Origin of the sequence: Halorubrum sp. CBA1229 (genome assembly GCF_003721435.2) — an archaeon.
Classification (GTDB): Archaea; Halobacteriota; Halobacteria; order Halobacteriales; family Haloferacaceae; genus Halorubrum.
In genome coordinates this window covers 478,224-498,920 of the sequence record NZ_CP054585.1, presented here as the reverse complement: position 1 = coordinate 498,920, position 20,697 = coordinate 478,224, and the positions used below count along the sequence as shown (strand labels likewise).

General features: G+C 67.0%; 14 protein-coding genes and 1 pseudogene. 3 read left to right on the top strand and 12 right to left on the bottom strand.

What is annotated here, in order from left to right; translation table 11 throughout:
• Positions 1-89: 89 nt before the first annotated feature.
• From Hrr1229_RS02460 to purB, 5 genes are all read right to left on the bottom strand, one after another.
• A complete protein-coding gene (locus Hrr1229_RS02460) occupies positions 90-770 on the bottom strand; it encodes a metal-dependent hydrolase (RefSeq protein WP_123114360.1) in 681 nt (226 codons plus the stop codon).
• Entirely contained in the window at positions 771-1,466 is a 696-nt protein-coding gene (locus tag Hrr1229_RS02455) for a hypothetical protein (RefSeq protein WP_123114361.1), read from the bottom strand.
• A gap of 50 nt (positions 1,467-1,516) precedes the next feature.
• Complete coding sequence (locus Hrr1229_RS02450; RefSeq protein ID WP_123114362.1) at positions 1,517-2,323, bottom strand: sensor domain-containing protein; 807 nt, start codon at positions 2,321-2,323, stop codon at positions 1,517-1,519.
• Positions 2,324-2,433: 110 nt separating this feature from the next.
• Positions 2,434-2,772: a zinc ribbon domain-containing protein gene (locus Hrr1229_RS02445; RefSeq protein ID WP_123114363.1), complete on the bottom strand. Its 339-nt coding sequence runs from the start codon at positions 2,770-2,772 to the stop codon at positions 2,434-2,436.
• Between the two features lie 80 nt (positions 2,773-2,852).
• Positions 2,853-4,292 carry an adenylosuccinate lyase gene (gene purB, locus Hrr1229_RS02440; RefSeq protein ID WP_123114364.1) on the bottom strand — a complete coding sequence of 480 codons (1,440 nt, stop codon included), beginning with the start codon at positions 4,290-4,292 and terminating at the stop codon, positions 2,853-2,855.
• 168 nt (positions 4,293-4,460) lie between these two features.
• On the opposite strand from purB, the gene purN reads away from it, so the two are divergent.
• A complete protein-coding gene (purN, locus tag Hrr1229_RS02435; RefSeq protein WP_123114365.1) occupies positions 4,461-6,098 on the top strand; it encodes a phosphoribosylglycinamide formyltransferase in 1,638 nt (545 codons plus the stop codon).
• A gap of 417 nt (positions 6,099-6,515) precedes the next feature.
• Here purN and Hrr1229_RS02430 read toward each other — a convergent pair whose 3' ends face one another.
• On the bottom strand, positions 6,516-7,718 hold the full coding sequence (locus tag Hrr1229_RS02430; protein WP_123114366.1) for a GAF domain-containing sensor histidine kinase: 1,203 nt from the start codon (positions 7,716-7,718) through the stop codon (positions 6,516-6,518).
• Between the two features lie 136 nt (positions 7,719-7,854).
• Between Hrr1229_RS02430 and Hrr1229_RS02425 the strand changes: the two are divergent.
• Positions 7,855-8,097: pseudogene (locus Hrr1229_RS02425) on the top strand (ABC transporter ATP-binding protein); the annotation flags it as partial.
• Between the two features lie 208 nt (positions 8,098-8,305).
• On the opposite strand, the gene gltB reads toward Hrr1229_RS02425, so the two are convergent.
• The 4 genes from gltB to Hrr1229_RS02405 form a co-directional block, all read right to left on the bottom strand.
• Positions 8,306-12,964, bottom strand: coding sequence for a glutamate synthase large subunit (gene gltB / locus Hrr1229_RS02420; protein ID WP_123114368.1), 4,659 nt, complete (start codon positions 12,962-12,964; stop codon positions 8,306-8,308).
• A gap of 301 nt (positions 12,965-13,265) precedes the next feature.
• Positions 13,266-13,433 (bottom strand): HEWD family protein, encoded by a 168-nt coding sequence (locus Hrr1229_RS02415; RefSeq protein WP_176329328.1) that lies wholly within the window; start codon positions 13,431-13,433, stop codon positions 13,266-13,268.
• A gap of 70 nt (positions 13,434-13,503) precedes the next feature.
• Positions 13,504-14,982 carry a PGF-CTERM sorting domain-containing protein gene (locus Hrr1229_RS18115; RefSeq protein WP_255212553.1) on the bottom strand — a complete coding sequence of 493 codons (1,479 nt, stop codon included), beginning with the start codon at positions 14,980-14,982 and terminating at the stop codon, positions 13,504-13,506.
• Positions 14,983-17,100: 2,118 nt separating this feature from the next.
• Positions 17,101-17,769: a DUF6517 family protein gene (locus Hrr1229_RS02405; protein WP_123114370.1), complete on the bottom strand. Its 669-nt coding sequence runs from the start codon at positions 17,767-17,769 to the stop codon at positions 17,101-17,103.
• Between the two features lie 158 nt (positions 17,770-17,927).
• Between Hrr1229_RS02405 and Hrr1229_RS02400 the strand changes: the two genes are divergently transcribed.
• Positions 17,928-18,668, top strand: a complete 741-nt coding sequence (locus Hrr1229_RS02400) for a hypothetical protein (RefSeq protein WP_123114371.1) — start codon at positions 17,928-17,930, stop codon at positions 18,666-18,668.
• Positions 18,669-18,705: 37 nt separating this feature from the next.
• Here Hrr1229_RS02400 and Hrr1229_RS02395 read toward each other — a convergent pair whose 3' ends face one another.
• Together Hrr1229_RS02395 and Hrr1229_RS02390 are read right to left on the bottom strand one after the other, a co-directional pair.
• Positions 18,706-19,296 carry a hypothetical protein gene (locus tag Hrr1229_RS02395; protein ID WP_123114372.1) on the bottom strand — a complete coding sequence of 197 codons (591 nt, stop codon included), beginning with the start codon at positions 19,294-19,296 and terminating at the stop codon, positions 18,706-18,708.
• Between the two features lies 1 nt (position 19,297).
• Positions 19,298-20,647, bottom strand: coding sequence for an alkaline phosphatase family protein (locus Hrr1229_RS02390; RefSeq protein WP_123114373.1), 1,350 nt, complete (start codon positions 20,645-20,647; stop codon positions 19,298-19,300).
• Positions 20,648-20,697: the final 50 nt, after the last annotated feature.

The following is a 20,697-nucleotide window of genomic DNA, read 5'->3' as shown; positions in this document are numbered from 1 at the left end:
CGGGCTATATCGGATTCACTCCCCGGCCATACTATGTGGGGATTTTACCCCCGCCCTGAGCCGTTGCCCTCGCTCGCGGTCGACCGATCTCACGCCCCGTCCTCCCGCGGCGCTCGATCCTGCAACCGCCGCGCGGCCAGCGCGAAGAGCCCGGTCCCGACCAGGTAGAGCCGCCAGCCGGCGTTCGCAACCGGGAAGATCCGCTCGACCGGCTCGTCGGTCACCTCGTCGGGGTCGCGCGGCTCGACGGGGTTGTTGACGTGGACGGTCTCCGTGGTGCCGCCCCCGCCGGCGTCCACCGTCCGGCTCCCGGTCTCCGGGTCGACCCGCAGGTCGACGAACGTCTGGACGACCCCGTCCGCGGTCGACAGCAGGACCTCCCCGTCGAGGACGTAGAAGCGGTCCCGCAGCGGCCAGAAGACGTTCACCCCCTCGAGGTGGACCCAGTCGAGCGGGACGTGCGCGAAGACGTGGACGAACAGCCCGACCCACGCGACCGCGATCCACCGGTCGGCGAGGCGCTCGCGGAGCGCGGACCGCTCGCGGAGGCGGGTGTCGTAGTAGAGCAGCGCCGCCGCCGCCGCGGGCAACACGAGGTTGTGTCCGACCGTCCGATGCGCTCCGGGCATAACGAATCCGAGGACGCTGTCCGCCTCGGGGATCACGACGATCGCGAGCACGACGGCGAGCGCCCGCCGGTCGTAGTACTCGCCGAGCAGCCCGGCCGCGAGCAACAGCGCGAAGCCGGCGTGGACGACCGACGAGACCATCTACCGGCTCACCTCCGCGGAGTCCCCGGTCGACTCCGCCCGGCTCTCCCGGCCCGCGCGTCCGAACCGGATCGCCAACAGCGAGGCCGCGGCGGCGACGACGACGAGCTGCCACCCCGTCCGGACCAAGTGCAGTTCGCGCTCGGCGCCGAGCGAGAGCCCCGGCCGCCCGTCGGGGTTTATAAACGTCGGGATAGCGTACGAGTCGGTCGTTCCGAGCGTCTCCAGGGGGAGGACCCCGGATCCCTCCGCGCCGAACGAGACGAACGTCTGGACGATCCCGTCCTCCGTCGAGAAGAGGAACCCGCCGTTGACGAGGTAGTAGGCGTCGCCGAGCGGGTACAGCAGGTTCACACCCTCGCTGCCGAACAGGTCCGGGCCGACGCCGGCGACGAGGAACGCCGCGAGCGCGACCCACGCGACCCGGACGCCGCGCCACCCGGCCCGCTCGCGGAGCCGCGAGGCGTCGCGCAGCCGGGTGTCCCAGTAGAGGACGACCCCGGCGGTGAGGGGGAGCCAGACGGCGTGGAGGAGCGCGTTCGTCGCGCCCGGGACCGCGAGGCTCGCGACCGCGTCGAGGTCGGGGAGGACCGCGGCCGCGACGACGACCGCGACGGACCGCCGGTCGAAAGCGGCGCCCAGCAGGGCGGCCCCGAGCAGCGCGCCGAACGCGGCGTTGACCAGCGTCGGTGCCATATCCGCCCTGACGCCCGCACGCGAATAAGTCGCTCGGGGGCGTCCTCGACTCAATCGCCGTCGTCGCCGCGGTCGTCGTCGCCGCGGTCGTCGGGCTCGCGGTTGTCGGGGTCGCGGTCGGCGGGGGCTGGATCGTCCACGAAGTCGAACTCGCCGTCGGCGTCACCCGCGTCTCCGGCGCCGGCGGGCGCGCCGTCGCCCTCCGGTCCCGAAGCCGACCCGGTCTCTCGGCGGCCGAGCAGCGCGACGGCCATCTGCCGGGCCGCGTAGGCGACGAGGTTCGTGAGGTGGAGCGCGAGGAGAACGCCGACGACCCCGAGCGGGAGCGCGACCAGCGCCTCCGGGAGCGTGTCGATCGCCCACGTCACGGGTTCGCCGTTGACCTCGCCGAAGCCGGCCGTGTACGGGTACCGGAGCGGCGCGGCGACCAGCGGGAGCGCGTTCGCCAACAGGACGAGGGGAACGAACGCGAAGAGGCTCACCCAGAACTTCAGCGAGAGGAACCCGAGCCCCGCCCACGTCGAGCGGGCGTCGACGTACTTCTTGACGCCCGCGAGCGCGCCTTGGGCGTCGACGAGATCGTCGGGCCGGGACAGCCCCGTGCCGAGCAGCGCGTTCGCGAGCCACCGCTCGAAGCCGGCGACCAGTCGGGAGCCGATCAGGGTCGCCAGCAGGATTACGACCCCGACGAGGGCGACGGAGAGGAGGAGCCCGAACGCGACGCCGAACGTGAACAGCGTCGAGTAGACGAACCCGAGCGGGACCGAGAGCAGGAGGTACAACAGGTGCCTGTACGTTCGGCCGTCGACGAGGACGCCGACGACCGGAATACCGGAGGGCTGACGGAGGGAGACCATACGCGCTCGAAACCGGTCGCGCTATCGACATAAATCGGTCGCTCGACGCGACACGGAGCGGTCCCGAGCATCGTCGCGATTCGACCCCGGAAGCCGTCGCCGCGACCCGCTCAGCCGACGAAGAAGTCGATGGCGTTCCCCTTCGACTGTCCCTTATAAAGCTCCGAGTAGCCGCAGTTCGCGCACGAGACCACGACGAACGCGCGGTTCTGGACGTCGAACATCTTGGTGAGACCGGTCCCGCTCGTCGCGATCTCGTCGGTCTCCGTCTCCTCGCTACCGCACTTCGGGCAGCCGTCGCCGTCCCCGGTCGCCAGCGACTCGTGCTGTCCTTCGGTTCGAGCCGAGTCGGGGTCCGCGCGACCGTCGTCTTCCGCGTCGGCCCACTCGCCGCTCGGTTCGTTGCCGAAGACGGAGTACTCGGTCTCGTCGTCGTTGTCGGAGGGCATCGGCCGCACCTGCTCACGCGACGGATAAACCTCTTGTGGCGCCGATCCGGGTGTCCTCGCGGTCGTTCGCGAGGAGGCGCCTACTCGTCGATCTCGTCGACGAGGTCGTCGGCGACGCCGACGTATCCCGCCGGCGTCAGCTCCCGCAGCTCCTCGCGCACGTCCTCGTCGACGTCGAGGTCGGCGAACAGCTCGCGGAAGTCCTCGAGCGTCACCGACCGCCCCCGCGTCAGTTCCTTCACGCGCTCGTAGGCGTCGGTGTCGCCCTCGCGCCGGAGGATCGTCTGGACGGCCTCGCCGATCACCTCGGGGGTCGCCGCCAGCTCCTCGCGCATCACCGCCTCGTTCGGGACGACCTTCGCGAGCCCGCTCTCGGCCTTCCCGTAGCCGATGAGGCAGTGCGCCAAGGCGGCGCCGACGTTGCGCTTGACCGTGGAGTCGGAGAGGTCGCGCTGGAGCCGCGAGCTCGTCACGTAGTCGCCGAGGAAGGTGAGGTCGCTGTTCGCCTTCGAGAGGTTCCCCTCGCTGTTCTCGAAGTCGATCGGGTTCACCTTGTGCGGCATCGTCGAGGAGCCGGTCTCGCCCTCGACCGCCCGCTGGCCGAGGTACCGGTCGGAGACGTAGAGCCACGCGTCCAGGTCCAGATCGAGGAGCACGTTGTTGACCCCGCGAAGCGCGTCGAACAGCGCCGCGAGGTCGTCGCAGGGGTTCACCTGCGTCGCCAGCGGCGTGTGCTCCAGATCGAGGCCGTGCACGAACGACCGGGAGAACGCCCGCCAGTCGACGTCCGGGTAGGCGGCGTCGTGGGCGGCGTACGCCCCCGAGGCGCCCGCCAGCTTCCCGGAGAGGTCGCCGTTCGCGACGACGACGCGGCCGAGCGCGCGGCCGAGCCGCGAGGCGTACACCGCCATCTCCTTGCCGAACGTCGTCGGCGTCGCGGGCTGGCCGTGGGTGCGCGCGAGCATCGGCGTCTCCCGGTGCTCCTGCGCGAGGTCGACGAGGGCGTCCCGGACCTCGCGGACCGCGGGCACGAGCACTTCGCTCACCGCGGGCTTGAGAAGGAGCCGGTGCGCGAGGTTGTTGACGTCCTCGCTGGTGAGCCCGAAGTGGATCCACGGGTACAGCGCCTCCGCGTCGGCGATCGCTCCCGACTCGTCTAACCCGTCCAGTCGCACCCGGAGGAAGTACTCGACCGCCTTCACGTCGTGGTTGGTCGCGGCGTACCCCTCGGCGCCCTCGACCTCGAGCGCCTTTATGAGTCGCGCGTCCTCGGCCGAGAACTCCTCGACGACGTCGCGCAGCCCCGCCTCGGCGTCGTCGTCGAGCGCGATCGGGGTCGCGTCGAGCGCGGCCAGCTCGATCAGGTACTCGACCTCGACGCGGGTCCGGGCGCGCATGAGCGCGGCCTCGCTCGCGTACGGCGACAGCGGCGCGGTGCGGGAGGCGTATCGGCCGTCCAGCGGCGAGACGGCGGCGAGGGGGTCCGACCGCGACAGGCCCGAGATGGCGTGGTCCGTCATGTTTGCGACTGCCTCCGGAGCCAGCAAAAGCGTGTCGATGGCGTGACGCACGGACGTGGATAGGTTCATCGCCTTTCCCCGCCCGGGTGGCGGATATTATCCGTAAACGTGGATACTCGGACGGGACGGACCGCAATCGATATACGCGATCGGTCGGACCAGTCTCGTATGAAGATCGCCGGACTCGCGAGCAACCGGGGGCGGAACCTCAGACACATCGCCGACGTCGCGCCGGGCGGCGCGGAGCTGTCCGTTGTCCTGACGAACCGAGAGCAGGCGCCCGTGTTGGAGGCCGCGACGGAGCGACGTATCCCGACCGAGGTCGTCGAGCGGGAGGAGGGCGAGTCGCGCGCGTCCCACGAGCGACGGATCTTAGACCGGCTCGCCGACTACGACTTCGACCTGGTCTGCCTCGACGGGTACATGCGCGTGCTCACCGACGAGTTCCTCGACGCGGCGCCGACGACGCTGAACGTCCACCCCTCGCTGCTCCCGGCGTTCCCGGGCATGGACGCCCACGAGCAGGTGCTCGACGCCGGCGTCCGGACGACGGGCTGTACGGTCCACGTCGTCACCGAGGAGATCGACGACGGCCCGATCGTCACGCAGGAGCCGGTCCCCGTCTACGGCGACGACGACGCGGACTCGCTGAAAGACCGGGTGCTTCACGACGCGGAGTTCACGGCGTACCCGCGGGCGGTCCGGTGGTTCGCCGAGGGCCGCGTGACGGTCGAGCGCGAGGGCGGCGAGGACGGGGACGCCGACGGGGACGGACCGGTCGGCGAAGTGACCGGCGTGACCGTCGAGGGCGACGCCGGCGGCGACTTCCCGGAGCGCCGGTTCGCCTCCGAGGAGCGCGCCGACACGCTCCGTTACGGCGAGAACCCGCACCAGGACGCCGCGCTCTACGCGGACGACGGCTGCGAGGAGGCGAGCGTCGTCGGCGCCGACCAGTTGAACCCCGGCGCGAAGGGGATGGGGTACAACAACTACAACGACGCCGACGCGGCGCTGAACCTCGTGAAGGAGTTCGAGGAGCCCGCGGCCGCGGTGATCAAGCACACCAACCCCGCCGGCTGCGCGACGAGCGACACCCTCGCGGACGCGTACGACCGCGCGCTCCGCACCGACGCGAAGTCGGCGTTCGGCGGCATCGTCGCCCTGAACCGCGAGTGCGACGCCGACACCGCGACCGCGGTCGCCGACTCGTTCAAGGAGGTCGTCGTCGCGCCCGGCTACACCGACAGCGCGCTCGACGTGCTCCGCGAGAAGGGGAACCTCCGCGTGCTCGACGTCGGCCCGCTCGGCGAGGGCGTGGACCGCTTCTCCGAGCGGTTCACCGAGAAACCGGTCGTCGGCGGGCGACTCGTGCAGGAGCGGGACTTCCAGTCGCCGACCGTCGCGGACCTGGAGATCGTCACCGAGCGCGAACCAACCGACGAGCAGCTGGAGACGATGCTGTTCGCGTGGAAGACGCTCAAACACGTCAAGTCGAACGGCATCCTGTTCGCGACCGGCACCGAGACGGTCGGCGTCGGGATGGGGCAGGTGTCCCGCGTCGACGCCGTGACGCTCGCGGCGATGAAGGCCGAGAAGGACGCGGAGGGCAAGTCCGCGGAGGGCGCCGTGATGGCCTCTGACGCCTTCTTCCCGTTTCCGGACGCCGTCGAGGAGGCCGCCGAGGCCGGGATCGAGGCCGTGATCCAGCCGGGCGGCTCCGTCAACGACGAGGACGTGATCGCCGCCGCCGACGAGCACGACATGGCGATGGCGTTCACCGGCTCGCGCTGCTTCCGTCACGACTAACCGGTGAGCGACGGCGAGGATTACTTATAAAAGGCGGATGCGGTCGGCGCGCCTGCGAGCGGCCGCCACCGGCGGCCGCGAGCCAGCCCGCGAGGGACGCGGTGAGCGCTCGCAGAGCGCGAACCGCGAGGCTGGGGAGGTGTGAGGTGCGGTTGCGGTGCGGGCGGGGTGGGGCTTTGGAGGTGTTCACCGTCAAAATTGGATCAGCTACTTAAAACGAGCGGCTGGGGCTTTGGAGACCTTCACCGCGGAAGCGTCGATCACTTATAAAAATCTGACAGCGACACCACGATCGGGGTTATAAACGACTTCGCTCACGACGTACTACACTCACTCCCGCAATCGCTCGCTGCCGTGTCCGTATCGACCGCAACCGAGACGGAGCGTCACCCGACGGAGACCACAACTGACCCCTCGCTACCTGTCGCCGTTCGTTCCGTCCCCGACGAACTCCATCCCGGTGATCTCGAACCGGGCCCCGCCGGCGGCGCTCTCCGTCACGGCGATCTCCCAGCCGTGCGCCGAGACGACCTGCTGGATGATCGTCAGCCCTAGCCCGGTGCCGGACGCGCCGGTGGTGTAGCCGTCGACGAACACCTCGTCGCGCTCGGCCTCCGGAATCCCCGCGCCGTCGTCCTCGACGTAGATCCCCGACCCGTCCGGGAGGTCGCCGACTCGGATCGCCACGTCGGCGCCGCCGTGCTCGACACTGTCGCCGGGCTCCGCCCGGCTGCTAGTGGAGCCATGCTCCACACTGTTTCTGAACAGGTTCTCGAACACCTGCTGGAGGCGGCTCCAGTCGCCGAGGGCGACGCGGTCGGTGTCGACCGCCAGCGTCGCGTCCCCGGCGCTCACGAACGACCAGGACTCGCGGGCGAGGTCCCCGAGGTCGACCTCCTCGCGTCCCCCGATCGTCTGTCCCTCGCGGGTGAGGAAGAGCAGGTCGTCGATCAGCGACTCCATCCGGTCGACCGCGTCGCGGCACCGCTGGAAGTGCTCCGGATCGCCGGTCTCCTCCGCCATGTCGAGGTAGCCGTCGAGGATCCCGAGCGGGTTCCGGACGTCGTGCGAGACGACGCGGGAGAACTCCTCCAACTGGTCGCGCTGCCGCTGCATGCGTTCGGTCGCCTGCTTCCGGAACAGCTCGTAGCCGACCCACTGGGCCAACAGCTCCACGAACGTCTCCTCGTCCTCCGAGAAGGGACGGTCCCGAGCCACCGTATCGGCGAAACAGAAGGTCCCGTACACCTCGCGGCTGACCACGACTTTCGCGCCGATGTACGCCTCCAGCCCGAACTCCTCGTAGGCGGCGTCGCTCTCCCACCCCTCCACGCGGGCGTGCTGGACCGTCAGCGCGCCGTCCATGTCCACGGTCCGCCTGCAGTACGCCTTCGACAGCGGGCAGCTCCGCCCGGCCTGAAGCAGCTCGTGGTCGCCCCGCGCGTCCACGATGACCTGCGTCTCGCCGTCGATCTCGGTGAGGAAGCCGGTCTCCACGTCGAGGTACGCGCGACCGAGATCCAGCAGGTCTGGAAGCTTCTCCTCGAAGGGACGCTCCTGGTCGGCGGTGATCCGGTACATGCGGCGGAGGGCGTCTCCCTCGGACAGTGCGTCACTCATCGTCGATTACGACCGCGATGCGATATTATGGTCTCCGTTCGGCTTAAACCGGACGGTGCCGGCCCGGGCGTTCGTCGAACCCGGCCGAACCGACCGAAGCCGTCGGATACATGCGGCTCGCACGGATGCTATCCCCATGGCTGCCGACGACTGCAACGCCTTCGAGGTGTACCGCGATCGGGTCGACCGGCCGCTCCTCCGACTGGTCCGGGAGTACGGCGCCGGCGAGGCCCACTGGCTCGTGATCGGGATGGCCGCGAACGTCGTCGCCCGCGTCGCCGGGCTGGTCCCGCCGGTCGTGCTCGGCGTCGCTATCGACGCCGTGTTCATAGGCGACGGCCCGTACACCCTCCCGGTCGTCCCCGACGCCTGGCTCCCGGCCGACGGCCTCTACGTGAAGCTCTGGGGCGTGCAGGCCGGCGAGATCGAGGAGCTGCCGGAGGAGTTCGTCGACCGCGCCCGCGAGCGACACGTCGACCGCGCGGTCGAGCGGGCGATGGGAAAGGAGGCGGTCGAGAGCGAGGCGCTCGACGACTGACCGTGGAGCTCTATTTAAAAGACAGACCGAACGGCGACCCGCCCTCCGATCAGTCGTCGCTCGACGCCTGCCCGGTCGGGTCGCTCGCGGCGCCGGGGACGGTCTCGGCCGCCGCCGGCGGCTCGTCGCGCACGTCGGCGCCCTTGCCCTCGGCGATGACGTCGGCGTACGCGTCGGGGAAGACGCGCACGAAGTCGTCCAGCGTCGCCGCCCAATCGTCGAGCAGTTCGGCCGCGCGGTCGCTGCCGGTGTACGCCCGGTGGTTCTCGACGAGCCGCCGCAGCATGCGCTCGTCCGACTCGTCGAGCGTCGCCGATACCGATACCATCCCGCGGTTCACGCGCTCGTCGAACCGGTCGTCCGGGTCGTACACGTAGGCGACCCCCCCGGACATCCCGGCCGCGAAGTTCCGGCCGGTGTCGCCGAGCACGGCGACGACCCCACCGGTCATGTACTCGCAGCCGTGGTCGCCGACGCCCTCGACGACCGCCCGCACGCCGGAGTTGCGGACGCCGAACCGCTCGCCGGCGACGCCGTTGACGTACACCTCGCCGTCGGTGGCGCCGTACAGCCCGACGTTGCCCGCGACGACGTTCTCCGCGGGGTCGTACCCCGCCTCGTCGGGGGTGTTGACCACGATCCGGCCGCCGGAGAGCCCCTTCCCGAGGTAGTCGTTGGCGGCGCCGGTCAGCTCGAGGGTGACGCCGGGCGCGAGGAACGCGCCGAAGCTCTGGCCGGCGTAGCCGTCGAACCGACAGGTGACGGTGTCGTCCGGGAGCCCCTCGCCGCCGTGCTCGGAGACGACGCGGTTCGAGAGGGTCGCGCCGACCGCGCGGTCGACGTTCTCCACGTCGCGGGTGAGCGCGACGGGCGCGCCGTCCTCGATGGCCGGGGCCGCCTCGTCGATGAGGTCCCAGTCGAGCAGGGCCTCGATGTCGGCGTCCTCCTGCTCGCGGGTCTTCGTCCGGGCGTCGCCCGCGGGCTCGGCGATCACCGCCGAGAGGTCGAGGTGCTTCGCCTTCTCGTGGTCCGTCTCGCGCTGGGTGAGCAGCTCGGGGCGCCCGATGAACTCCTCGACCTCGGTGTACCCCAGCTCGGCCATGAGCTCGCGGAGCTCCTGGGCGATGAACGTCATGTAGTTGATGACGTGGTCCGGCTGCCCGGGGAAGCGCTGGCGGAGGTCCTCCCGCTGGGTCGCGACGCCGACCGGGCAGGTGTTCTCGTGGCACTGCCGGGCCATCACGCAGCCCGAGGTGACGAGCGACGCGGTGCCGAACACGTACTCCTCCGCGCCCAGCGCGGCCGCGACCGCGACGTCGCGGCCGGTCTTGAGCCCGCCGTCGGCCGTCACGCGGATGCGGTCGCGCAGGCCGGTCGCGCGGAGCATCTGGTTCGCCTCGGCCAGTCCGAGCTCCCACGGAAGCCCCGCGTTCTTGATCGACGTCTTCGGGGACGCCCCCGTTCCGCCGGAGTGGCCGGAGACGTGGACGACGTCCGCGTTCGCCTTCGCGACGCCGGCCGCGATGGTGCCGATGCCGGCCTCGGACACCAGCTTCACGTTGACGTCGGCGTCCGGGCTCGCGGCCTTTAAATCGAAGATGAGCTGCTTGAGGTCCTCGATCGAGTAGATGTCGTGTTGCGGCGGCGGCGAGATGAGCCCGACGCCCGGCGTGGAACACCGGACGTGCGCGATCATCTCGTTCACCTTCTCGCCGGGGAGGTGACCGCCCTCGCCGGGCTTCGACCCCTGCGCCATCTTGATCTGCAGCTCGTCCGCGCTCGCGAGGTAGTCGGCGGTGACGCCGAACCGGCCGGAGGCGACCTGCTTGACCGAGCACTCCTTCTCGGTGCCGAACCGCTCCGGCGGCTCGCCGCCCTCGCCGGTGTTCGACTTCGCGCCGATCCGGTTCATCGCGATCGCGTTGTTCTCGTGGGCCTCCGGCGAGATGCTCCCGAGGCTCATCGCGGCCGTCGAGAAGCGCTCGACGATCGACTCGACCGGCTCGACCTCCTCGACCGGCACCGGATCGCGGTCGGACTCGAACTCGAGGAGCCCGCGGAGCGTCTGGAGCTCCTCGGACTGGTCGTTCACCAGCTCGGCGAACTCCCGGTACTGCTCGTAGTCGCCGCCGCGGACCGCCTGCTGGAGCGTCCCGACCGTCTGCGGGTTCCAGCCGTGTTTGATCCCCGACGAGCGGTGCTCGTACTCGCCCGTGGTCTCCAGCTCGGGGTCGGCGCCGAACGCCATCGCGTGGCGCGTCCGGAGGTCGTCCTCGATCTCCTCGATCCCAATCCCCTCGGTGCGGATCTCGGTCCCCTCGAAGTACTCGGCGACGAACTCGGAGGCGAGCCCGACCGCCTCGAAGATCTGGGCGCCCTGGTACGACTCCATCGTCGAGATGCCCATCTTCGCCATCGTCTTGAGGAGGCCGTCCTCCAGCGCGCCGCGGTACGCCGCGAGCGCCTCCGATTCGTCGGCGCCGTCGGGCCCGGCGACGACGTCGGCGATAGACTCGTACGCCAGGTACGGGTCGATCGCGTCGGCGCCGTAGCCGACGAGCGTCGCGATGTGGTGTACTTCGTGCGGTTCGCCCGATTCGACGACGATTCCGGCGCGGTTCCGCAGCCCGTTCCGGACGAGGTGGTGGTGGACCGCGCCGGTCGCGAGCAGGCTCGGGACCGCGAGCCGGTCCGGGCCGACCGCGCGGTCGGAGAGGACGACCACGTCGGCGCCGTCCCTGATCGCGGCCGCGGACTCGTTGCGGATCCGCGTGACGGCGTCGACGAGCGACGCCTCGCGGTCGTACGTGATATCGACGGTCACCGAGTCGAAGGCGGGGCCGTCGCCGTCGACGGGGCCGCTGTCCAGCGCCTTCAGCGCCGCCGTCTCGGCGTCGGTGAGGATGGGGGAGTCGGAGACGATCTGCTCGGCGTGCTCGGGAGTCTCGTCGAGCAGGTTCCGCTGGTTCCCGATCCGGGTCTCCAGCGAGGTGACGAGCTCCTCGCGGATGTAGTCGATCGGCGGGTTCGACACCTGCGCGAACAGCTGCTTGAAGTAGGTGAACAGCGGGCGGTCGACGTCGGAGAGGACCGACAGCGGCGTGTCGTCGCCCATCGAGCCGACCGGGTCCTTCCCGTCTTTCGCCATCGGCTCGACGAGGTGGTTCAGCGAGTCGGTCGTGTAGCCGAACGCGGCCTGGTGGGCACGGACCGTCGGGGCCTCGTCGCCCTCGTCGTCGGCCTCGGCCGGGCTCTCAGATCCGCTTTCCTCGTCGACCTCGACGACGACCTCGTCGAGGTCCACCTGGCGCTCGTCGACCCACTCGCCGTACTTCTCGTCGGTGAGCTCGGCGAACACCTCGTCGTCCGGGACGATCCGCCCCTCCTCGGGGTCGGCGACGAATATCTCGCCGGGCTGGAGCCGCCCGCGGCGCTGTACGTCGGCGGGGTCGGTCGGCAGCGCGCCGACCTCGCTCCCGACGATCAGCCGGTTCTCCTCGGTCACCTCGTACCGGCACGGGCGGAGCCCGTTGCGGTCGAGGACGCCGGCGACGCGGTCGCCGTCGAAGCCGATGACGAGGGCGGGGCCGTCCCACGGCTCGACGAGCGAGGCGTGGTAGTCGTAGAAGTCGGTGCGGGCCGCGTCCATCAGGTCGTCGTCGCGGAACGCCTCCGGGATCAGCATCCGGAGCGTGTGCGGGAGGTCGCGGCCGGCCTGGAGGAGCAGTTCGACCGCGTTGTCGACGCTCGCGGTGTCCGACTGGTTCGGGTCGTCGATCACCGGCTTGATCGTGTCGAGCTCGGCGCCGAACGCCGGATGGTCGAGGTCGTTCTCGCGGGCGCGCATCCAGTTGACGTTCCCGCGGATCGTGTTGAACTCGCCGTTGTGGACGATGTTGCGGTACGGGTGCGCGAGGTGCCACGCGCCGAGCGTGTTCGTCGAGAACCGCGCGTGGACCAAGGCGACGTGGCTCGCGAAGCGCTCGTCGGTCAGGTCCGGGTAGTAGTCGGCGAGCTGCGAGCCCTTCAGCAGGCCCTTGTAGACGACGCGCTGGCGGTCGAGCGAGCAGACGTAGAACCGCCCGGCCCCGTCGACGTCGGCGACCGCGTTCTCGATCTCGCGTCGGGCGGCATACAGCGCGCGGTCGAACCCGAGCAGCTCCGGGTCGACGTCGTCCGGGCGGGTCTCCTCGCTGGTGAACCGCTCTGCGAGACCGGCACCCTCGACGGGCGCGGCGAACAGCTGGGCGACCTCCGGCTCCGAGTCGAGCGCGGTCGCGCCGAGGTCGGCGTTATCGGTCGGGACGGAGCGCCACGCGAGCACCTCCAGCCCGTAGACGGAGAACACCTCCGCGATGACGTCGTGGATCTCCGCCTGGACGCTCTGCTCGGTCGGCATGAAGACGGAGCCGACCGCGTACTCGTCGGGGAGGTCGGCGTCGACGACCTCGCGGAAGAAGCCGTCCGGGCGCGCGACCATGATGCCGGCCCCGTCGCCGGTGTTCTCCTCGGCGCCCGTGGTGCCGCGGTGCTCGAGGTTCTCCAGCAGCCGGACCGCATCGGTCACTGTCTCGTGGTTCGGGTCCCCGTCGAGGTCGACGATCCCGCCGATCCCGCAGTTCGATCGCTCGTCCGATACCGTCGCAAGCCCCCCACCGCGGCCCGAGGACTCCGAATCCCCCCGGGTGTTACTACGTGGCTCGGTCATGCCCCGCACTCACAGATGATCGCTTAAAGGTATGACCCTGATACGGGTAGGATCCCTCGTACACACATTAGGGAATATAAGGTAATTATCCATCATGGGTGCATAACCGTTGACACGCTCGACGCCCGATCAGTTATGTGCCGGATTAGTTCTACTAGAGCCTCTCAAACGAACAAATCTGTGCCGTTACGGGCCCGAATCCCGAAAATAATACTGTATTGTTAATCGTCGAACGTTCGCCGTTTTTGACCGAGCCGGAGTTCGTCGCCGAGCGAGACGAGCCCGGTGTGAGACGGGCCGGTCACTCGCGCAGGGGCGTGAACGACCCGTTGATGTCCCACTCGTGGATGCAGTAGACCTCGCCCGGTTCGTCGGCGATCTGCCAGCCGGTGGCCTCCTCGTCCCACCGCTCCCGGCGACCGCACAGCTCGCACTCGCGTTCCCGCGGCGGGGTGATGGTCACGCTCATACCTCACGGGAGGGTGCGGTCCAGCAAAAGGATACCGCCCGAGTCGCCGCGGGACTGCCGGAACACGCTCTCACGGGCCCCGACTCCGCCGTCGCGCGGCGAGTCTCCCGGTGAGCAGGAGCGCGACTAGCGTGACGAGCGGGCCGAACCCGGGCACGTCGTCGGCGGTCGTCCGGATCGGCGCGTCGTCGTAGCTCGGCGTTTCCGGCTCGCCGTCCGGTGACTCCGACTTCGCTGCCGGACCGTCCCGCACGTCTGACTCGGCGTCCGCCCCGTTCGCTCCCGCCACCTCGGTCGCCTCTGCCCCGCTGTTGTCGCCGCCCGCGCGGTCCGATCCGGCGTCGCCGCGATCCGCGCCCGGCTTGGACGAGGGGGCGTCGCCCTCGGTCGGACTGGCACCCGCGTTGGCGGAGGCCACCGTCGGCGAGACGGACGCGGGCGACGCGATCGAATCGCCGCCTGCGACCGGTCGGACGTCGGCCACCGGGCGGATCCCGAACCGGTCCTCGTTCCGTCCGGGACCGATCACGGACCGGTCCCCGTTTTTCCTGTTCGGTTTCTCCGCCTCTGAGCCGCTCGGCGCGGCTCCCGCCCCCGGCGTCGCCTCCGCCGGTCCGCTTCCGCCGGCGGTCGCACCGCCGCCCGCGCCGGTACCGCCGCCGGACGCTCCTCCACCACCGCCAGCTCCCCCGCTACCACCGCCACCAGTACTACCACTACCGTTACTGCCACCACCGCCACTACTACCACTACCGTCACTGCCACCACCGCCACTACTACCACTACCGTTACTGCCATTACCGCCACTACTACCACTACCGCCACTACTACCACTACCGTTACTGCCATTACCGTCATCACCGCCGCTGCCGCCTCCAATCGGATCGTCGCTTGCAGTATCTTCGTCCCCCTCGCTCGTCGGGAGCGCCTCGAAAGTCACCGTCGTCGACACGGCGTGGTCGTCCGTCGCGTCCGACGCGGCCTCGCGCAGGCGCTCGTCCTCTACGCGGAACTCGGCAGTAAACGTCTCTCCGTCGGCGGGCGTCTCATCGGTCGCGAGCGCGTCGGCGCCCTCGGCGACGAGGTAGAGCCCCGTGCTGTCAACGTGGACGGACGAGTTCGGCGGGACCGGCCCGTCTGCGTCGGTCCCGTCGTCATCCGTCGCCGACGCGTTCGACCGCACGCCAAAGGCGAGCCCGCCGAGCTGACTCAGGTCGGCGCCCGTCTCGGGGGTCGCGTTCTGCGCGGCCGGCAGCCCGGTCAATCCCGTGGCGTTCGCGGCGTACACGACGGTCTCGTTCGAGGCGACGGTCGACGTCGGCGAGAGCGTTCCGTTCGCGATCGCCCGTCGCACCGCGTCGGCCGTCCCGAGGTCGCCTCGGTCGAGGGCGGTCGTCGCGTAGGCGGTCACACCGTTCGTCGAACGGCTCCCGATCGTGACAGTGGCCTCGTCGGCTGTTGAGGCGAGTCCCTGTTCGGAGCGGACGGCGATCCGGTACGTTCCCGGAGGAAGCGTCCTGTTCGATATCGACGTGTCGACCGATTCCACGGTCGCGCCCGGCCCCGCGGTGACAAACCTATCTGTCAGCGATTCGTTGCCGAGGGCATACGTATTCACCCCAATCGATGTGCGTCCGGGAGCCGGTGTAGAGAGGTTAGCAGTTGCGATTGTTCTATTTGTATCTGAATCTGAAATTTTCAGACTCACCTCTGAAGTGTTATGATATAGTCTATAGTGGGCCCGTGATCCAATTTTTGTTTTTTGTATAGCGTTCTTGAATTTCACCTCCTGATCGGTCCTCCCGAATAACTTAAATTGATTTTTGCTTGCAAATCCACCGCCAGAGAGCGAATAAATACCTGTTTTCAATCCTGTCGTATTAAAAACCACACCGTTGGTGTCATTCAGATGGCTACCGATACCGGCTATTACTGACTTATTATCTGAAATATTTCTTTGTAATTTAACAATCCTTGTTGTTGACGTATTATTCTCGAATACAACTACTTCTCCGGAATATAATTGCTCCCCGCTATAGCCCGTATGATTAAATCGGCGATCTACCCTGCTGCTGTTTTGCTCTGTGGGAATATTGTTAATATGTATATTTGCACTGTCGGATACACCTCCATCTACAAATTGATGTTTTATATCTGAATTTGGCAACGGCTCTGTAGTATTCAAATCAACAGGCTCGCCCGGTTTTTGTCCCTGAGCAAGTCTTATTATTGCCACAAACCGGTTACTGTGCCAGACCCTATTCTCATTACCTCTAGCATCTCTAATGGGTACTGCTAATTCATCATTTACACCAACTAATACATCTGAGTAACCAATATATTCATCGTAAGCAACCTTATTATCAGCAGTTAATGGATGTATAGAAATAATATATGGAGTATTCATACCGACCGTGTCTCGTACCTCAGACCTTGCTATGGAGATGTTGGTAGCTCCTCTCGCCGTGTATTCTTCGTTTTTGAACTCTACCGTACCTAGGTACACATGAAATCTATCTTTGTCAACCGCGGAGCTTCTTGATCTATCTGATAGCTCTGTACCGATATCATCTTCATTTATGCTAATTTTTCCAGTCGGTATAAGATATACTCTATATTTCCCACCAAGATTTGAGGTGTTGAGTGAAATACTATCATTCATACTCATTTCTTGTACTGTTTGCGATTTATATCCGACAATCTCGCCATATTCTTTGTCAGTAAGTACAACTGTTGCATTATCATTTGAACTAAGCCCGCTAATAGTCACTCCTGATGACGTCCTACTACTTCTCATAAAATTTGTAGAAACTGTTGCCTGATCTTTCACTTTGATAGAACCGTCAATAAAATCAAATACTGTCGATTTTCTTATATTTCCTTTCGCTTTTAACTCACTATAACTGTCCGTTGAGTTGTTATCTATCACACCAACTCTGTATTGGATATTGTTTGATTTTTGTCCCCTTGATCCGTTGATCTTGTCGAATTTTACAGATTTGATCTGAACCGGATTGCTGGTATTTTGACGCTTAATTTGTATCGCAAGTATTCTTTCTCCGTCAGATTTCTGTCTGTTTACTTCAATAACTTCTGCGTTTGAGACTGTTGATCCTTTAACACCAACATCAGACACATTTATGCCAGAATTTTGCAATTCTACAAAGTTTATATATAGTGTCATATATTCACTGGCTGATTTATTGTCTACGTTTATTTCTATATTTGAGATACTATGCGTGTTCTCGAATGAGAATAAATTCCCAGCATCTCCTGAATTAGATATATTGAGAGATCGGTCCTTGTCCGTTTCTGCCGACACCAGAGTTATTTCCATCGCGACACCTGAAATAACAACCATACAAATGACGAAGATGACCACCGGTTCGTAGGTTGAGTTTTTTCGATCCATCGTGGCGAGCCACGATCGATAGGGCAGCGGCTAGAGAGTGTCTGCGCTGTGATATCCGACGAACTCGCTACACCGCTGTCGTCTCGAGTCGTGGGATATGCGAATTCGGTTGATTATTTATTAAATCAGTTACGGACGTCGAAGCTTCCACTCACGGAAACGAATTCGATCGAAATCGACTCATGTCGGGCGATTAGCGAGGTAGATTTTGCGGTGCCGTCGCTTAACAGACGCAGCCGACGTGTCAGCGGTCGATCAGTGCTCGGCCTGTTCCATCAAGGAGAGAACCGAGTCGCGGGCGTCGACCGCGGTTGGGTGGACGCCGATGAGCGCGACCACGTCGTCGTCGTGCTGAACGGTCGCGATGTAGATGAACACCGGGACGTCCTCGACGCTGCCGCTCTGATTGCCGCCGGCGCCGACCTCCGCGTCAACCGTGGTTTCGAGGATCGACACCTCCACCTCCTCGCCGAGGATGGTCCGCGTCTCCGACCCGCGGTTCTCGATGTCCTCGGCCTCGATGTCGGTTCCCTCGCCGCCGATCCCGCGCTGCTCGACCTGCTCTAACAGCCGGCGGATCAGTTCCGCGTCGTCGGCGCGAACCAGCGGGTTGACCGACTGCCCGCCCACCGACGCGTTCGGGGTGCTCGCCACGAACAGCGCGGAGCCGTTGTTCTGGTTCTCGTACCCCGCCACCCACGTGGTCGCCGACACCTGGGCGTTCACGCCCGCCACGTCGAACTCCTGCTCGATGGTGAACGACTCCGGCTCCTCGCCCGTATACCCGGCCTCTGAGGCCGCCTCCGACGGGATCTGTGCCGGACTCGCGTCGTACTCGTAGCTCCCGTCTTCGCCGGCGGCACACCCGGCGAGGGCGACGGACGTCGATGCGGCGACCGCCGCGAGCAGTCCACGTCTATGCATGAGCGATGATAGGCCCGCTGAAACGGTTAAGCGTATCGGCGCAGGGCGTACCGTCTGATAATCGGGGCGTACTGACAGACGCCCGAACGAAGGCACAAAGTTCACGGTGTGGCGTGCGCGAGGTGAGCCAAATGGAACGCCGAGGACAAACCAGTCTGGTGGAAGCGCTCCTCCTTGACGTCGTCCGACTCCACGAGACGTGGATGGAGGTCGTCTTCCCCAGACAGCTCGATCCGAGCGCGGTGCTGGGGAAGTGGAAACCGGAGACCTCCGTCCAGACCGTCGGGTACTACCTCTGGGCGATACTCGGCGCCCCGCTCGTCGCGGTCGCGTACCCGCTCCTGCTCGTCGGGTTCGCCACGCGGTACTACGCCGCGAAGCTCGACTCCGCGGTCGCTCGCTTCGGCGTGCTCGGCGCCGTCGTCGTCGCGACGCTCGTCTGGGGCTCGCTCACCCTGCTCGCGCACTTCCAACTGCCGACCGAGGTGATGCTCGGAATCGGCGGCGCCAGCGTCGTTGCGGTCGTCTCCGCGGGCGCGGCCGCCGGGTTCTCGAAGACCGGCGGGCGGTTCGTCAGCGTGCTCTTAGCGTACCCGTTCGCGATGACCGCGATCTTCCTCCCGCCGGTCGTCGCCGGGCTGCTCACGCCCTCCATCTCGAGTTTGGTGCTCGACCCGAGCTACCAGCTCGCGGTTTGGATCCTCGATACGATCCTCGGCGTCGGCGGGATCAACGAGACCCTCCGCAGCGCCTTCGACCTGGAGACGTTCGGCGAGCAGTGGGGCGTCGCCGGCCTCGGCTACGTGCTGATGTGGGTCGGTATCTCCGTCCCGCTCGGGTGGTTCCTCGGTGCGCTCGTCGCCCTCGCGAACCTGATCCGACCGCGGCCGGACGCCTGAAGACGGCCGCTGAACCCGACGGAGCCGTCCGCCTCGACTATTCGCTTTCGTCGAACCGCTCGCCGGCCGTCTCGAAGGCGGACTCCGACTGCTCTTTGCTTCGCCGGCGCTCTCGCTCAGCGATCGCCTCGGGGTCCGGACTCGCGTCGTCGTCGATCCGCGCGAACGACTTGTGGACCTTCGTGTGACACCAGCGGCACAGCGCGACGGTGATCTCGTGGGGACCGGCGTCGTCGGGGTGCCCGCCGGCACCGTCGTCAGGGTGCCCGCCGGCACCGTCGTCGGGGTCCGCTGTCGCGACGGGTCCGTTTCCGCCGTACGAGAGGTGGTGTTCCTCCACCAGCGGTCGGGCGTCGTCGTGGGCGATCCGGACCTCTTCGAGCCCGCAGCGGCGGCACTCGCGGCCGTCGGTCGTCGAACGGTAGTGGGGACACGCCCGCCACGCGTCGTCTGGACCGACGTGACAGGCGTAGCCGTCGGCGCGGCGGGCCGCGGCGAACTCCGGGTCGTCGCCGGTGCGGGTCAGCGCGAACCGACAGCGACCGTCGTCGGTCAGGTGGTCGCAGACGCCGGCGACCGCGTACGGGTCGTCGACGCCGACCGGGGTCCCGTCCGGCGTCCGTTCCATCTCAGATCAGGCTCGCGCCGTCGAGGTCGGTCCGGCCGTAGTCGACGTCGAGCAGTCGCAGGAGCGTCGGCGCGACGTCGAGGAGGTCCGCGTCCTCGACGTTCGCGTCCGGGTGGTCGACGAACAGGGCGGCGTCCTCGAAGGTATGCATCCCCGTCCGCGGGCCGTCCGGGTCGAACACCTCGTCGTGGGGGCGGAAGCCGGACTTGAGGTCGAACCCCTCATTCGGGATGACGACGAGGTCCGGTGCGATCTCGTCGTGTTCGCCTCGGAAGACGGTCTCGCGCTCGACGACGCGCTTCGCGACCGGCTTCCCGTCCGGGCCCTCCCATGCTTTGAGGGCCTCTTGCAGCTCGGCGCGCACGGACTCGTACTCCGACTCGGGCACGACCCCCTCGGGTTCGCGGCCCTCCAGGTTGATGTAGAAGCGACCGGGGACCAGCGAGTACGCGCGGGTGTCGTCGTCGATGTCGGTCAGCGCGCCGTGGTCGTCGGCGTCGGCGTACGAGAGCCACCCCTCCCGTTCTAACCACTCGTTGCAGTAGACGTCGTAGCGGAGCCGCGTGAATCCGTGGGTCGAGCCCACGACGAGGCGAACGTCGTCCGGGAGTCTCTCCCGGATCGCGCCGATGTGCTCGTCGAGCGCGGCGTAGAAGTCGAGGAGGTCCTCGCCGTACCGGCCGGCGTCAGCGTAGTCGCCCCACAGGAAGTGGTTGATCCGGTCCGGCGCCGTGAACACCCCCACGAACAGGTCCCAGTCGTCGCGCTCGACGTACCTGGAGAACGCGGCGGCGCGGGCGTCGAGCGTCTCCCGGGCGTGCTCGATGAACTCGGACTTGTCCGCCTTGTGACCGAGCTTCGCGTTCACCGACAGCCGGTAGTCGCTCTCGGTGAGGTACTCGCGGAGCTCCTCGGGGTGTGCGGCCTTGTCCACGTCGGGCGAGAGGTAGCCGGACACCATCCGCTGGACCGTCCGCTGGGGCGGGAACGTGACGGGGACGTTCATCACCGTCGCGTTGAGCCCGGCGTCGGTGGCGCGGTCCCACACGCGGGTCGCCTGGACGTCCCGGCCCATCGGCACGTAGGTGTCGTAGGTGCCGACCTCTCGGTCTTGGAAGCCGTAGACCCCGGTCTCACCGGGGTTCTGGCCGCTAGTGAGCACGGGCCAGCACGCGCTCGACTCCGGCGGCACGATGCTGTCGATCGGCCCGCCGTCGCCGTCGGCGGCGATCGCCGAGAGCGTCGGGAACGTGTCCGGATTGTCGGCGACGAGACCGTGCGGGAGACCGTCGATCCCGATGAACGCCACGCGCGGGGTGTCGGTTCCGCGCAACCGGTCGAAGAGGCCCATAGGGGTACATCCGCCGTCGAGGGCAAAAGGGTTGACATCGTCCCGGGCCG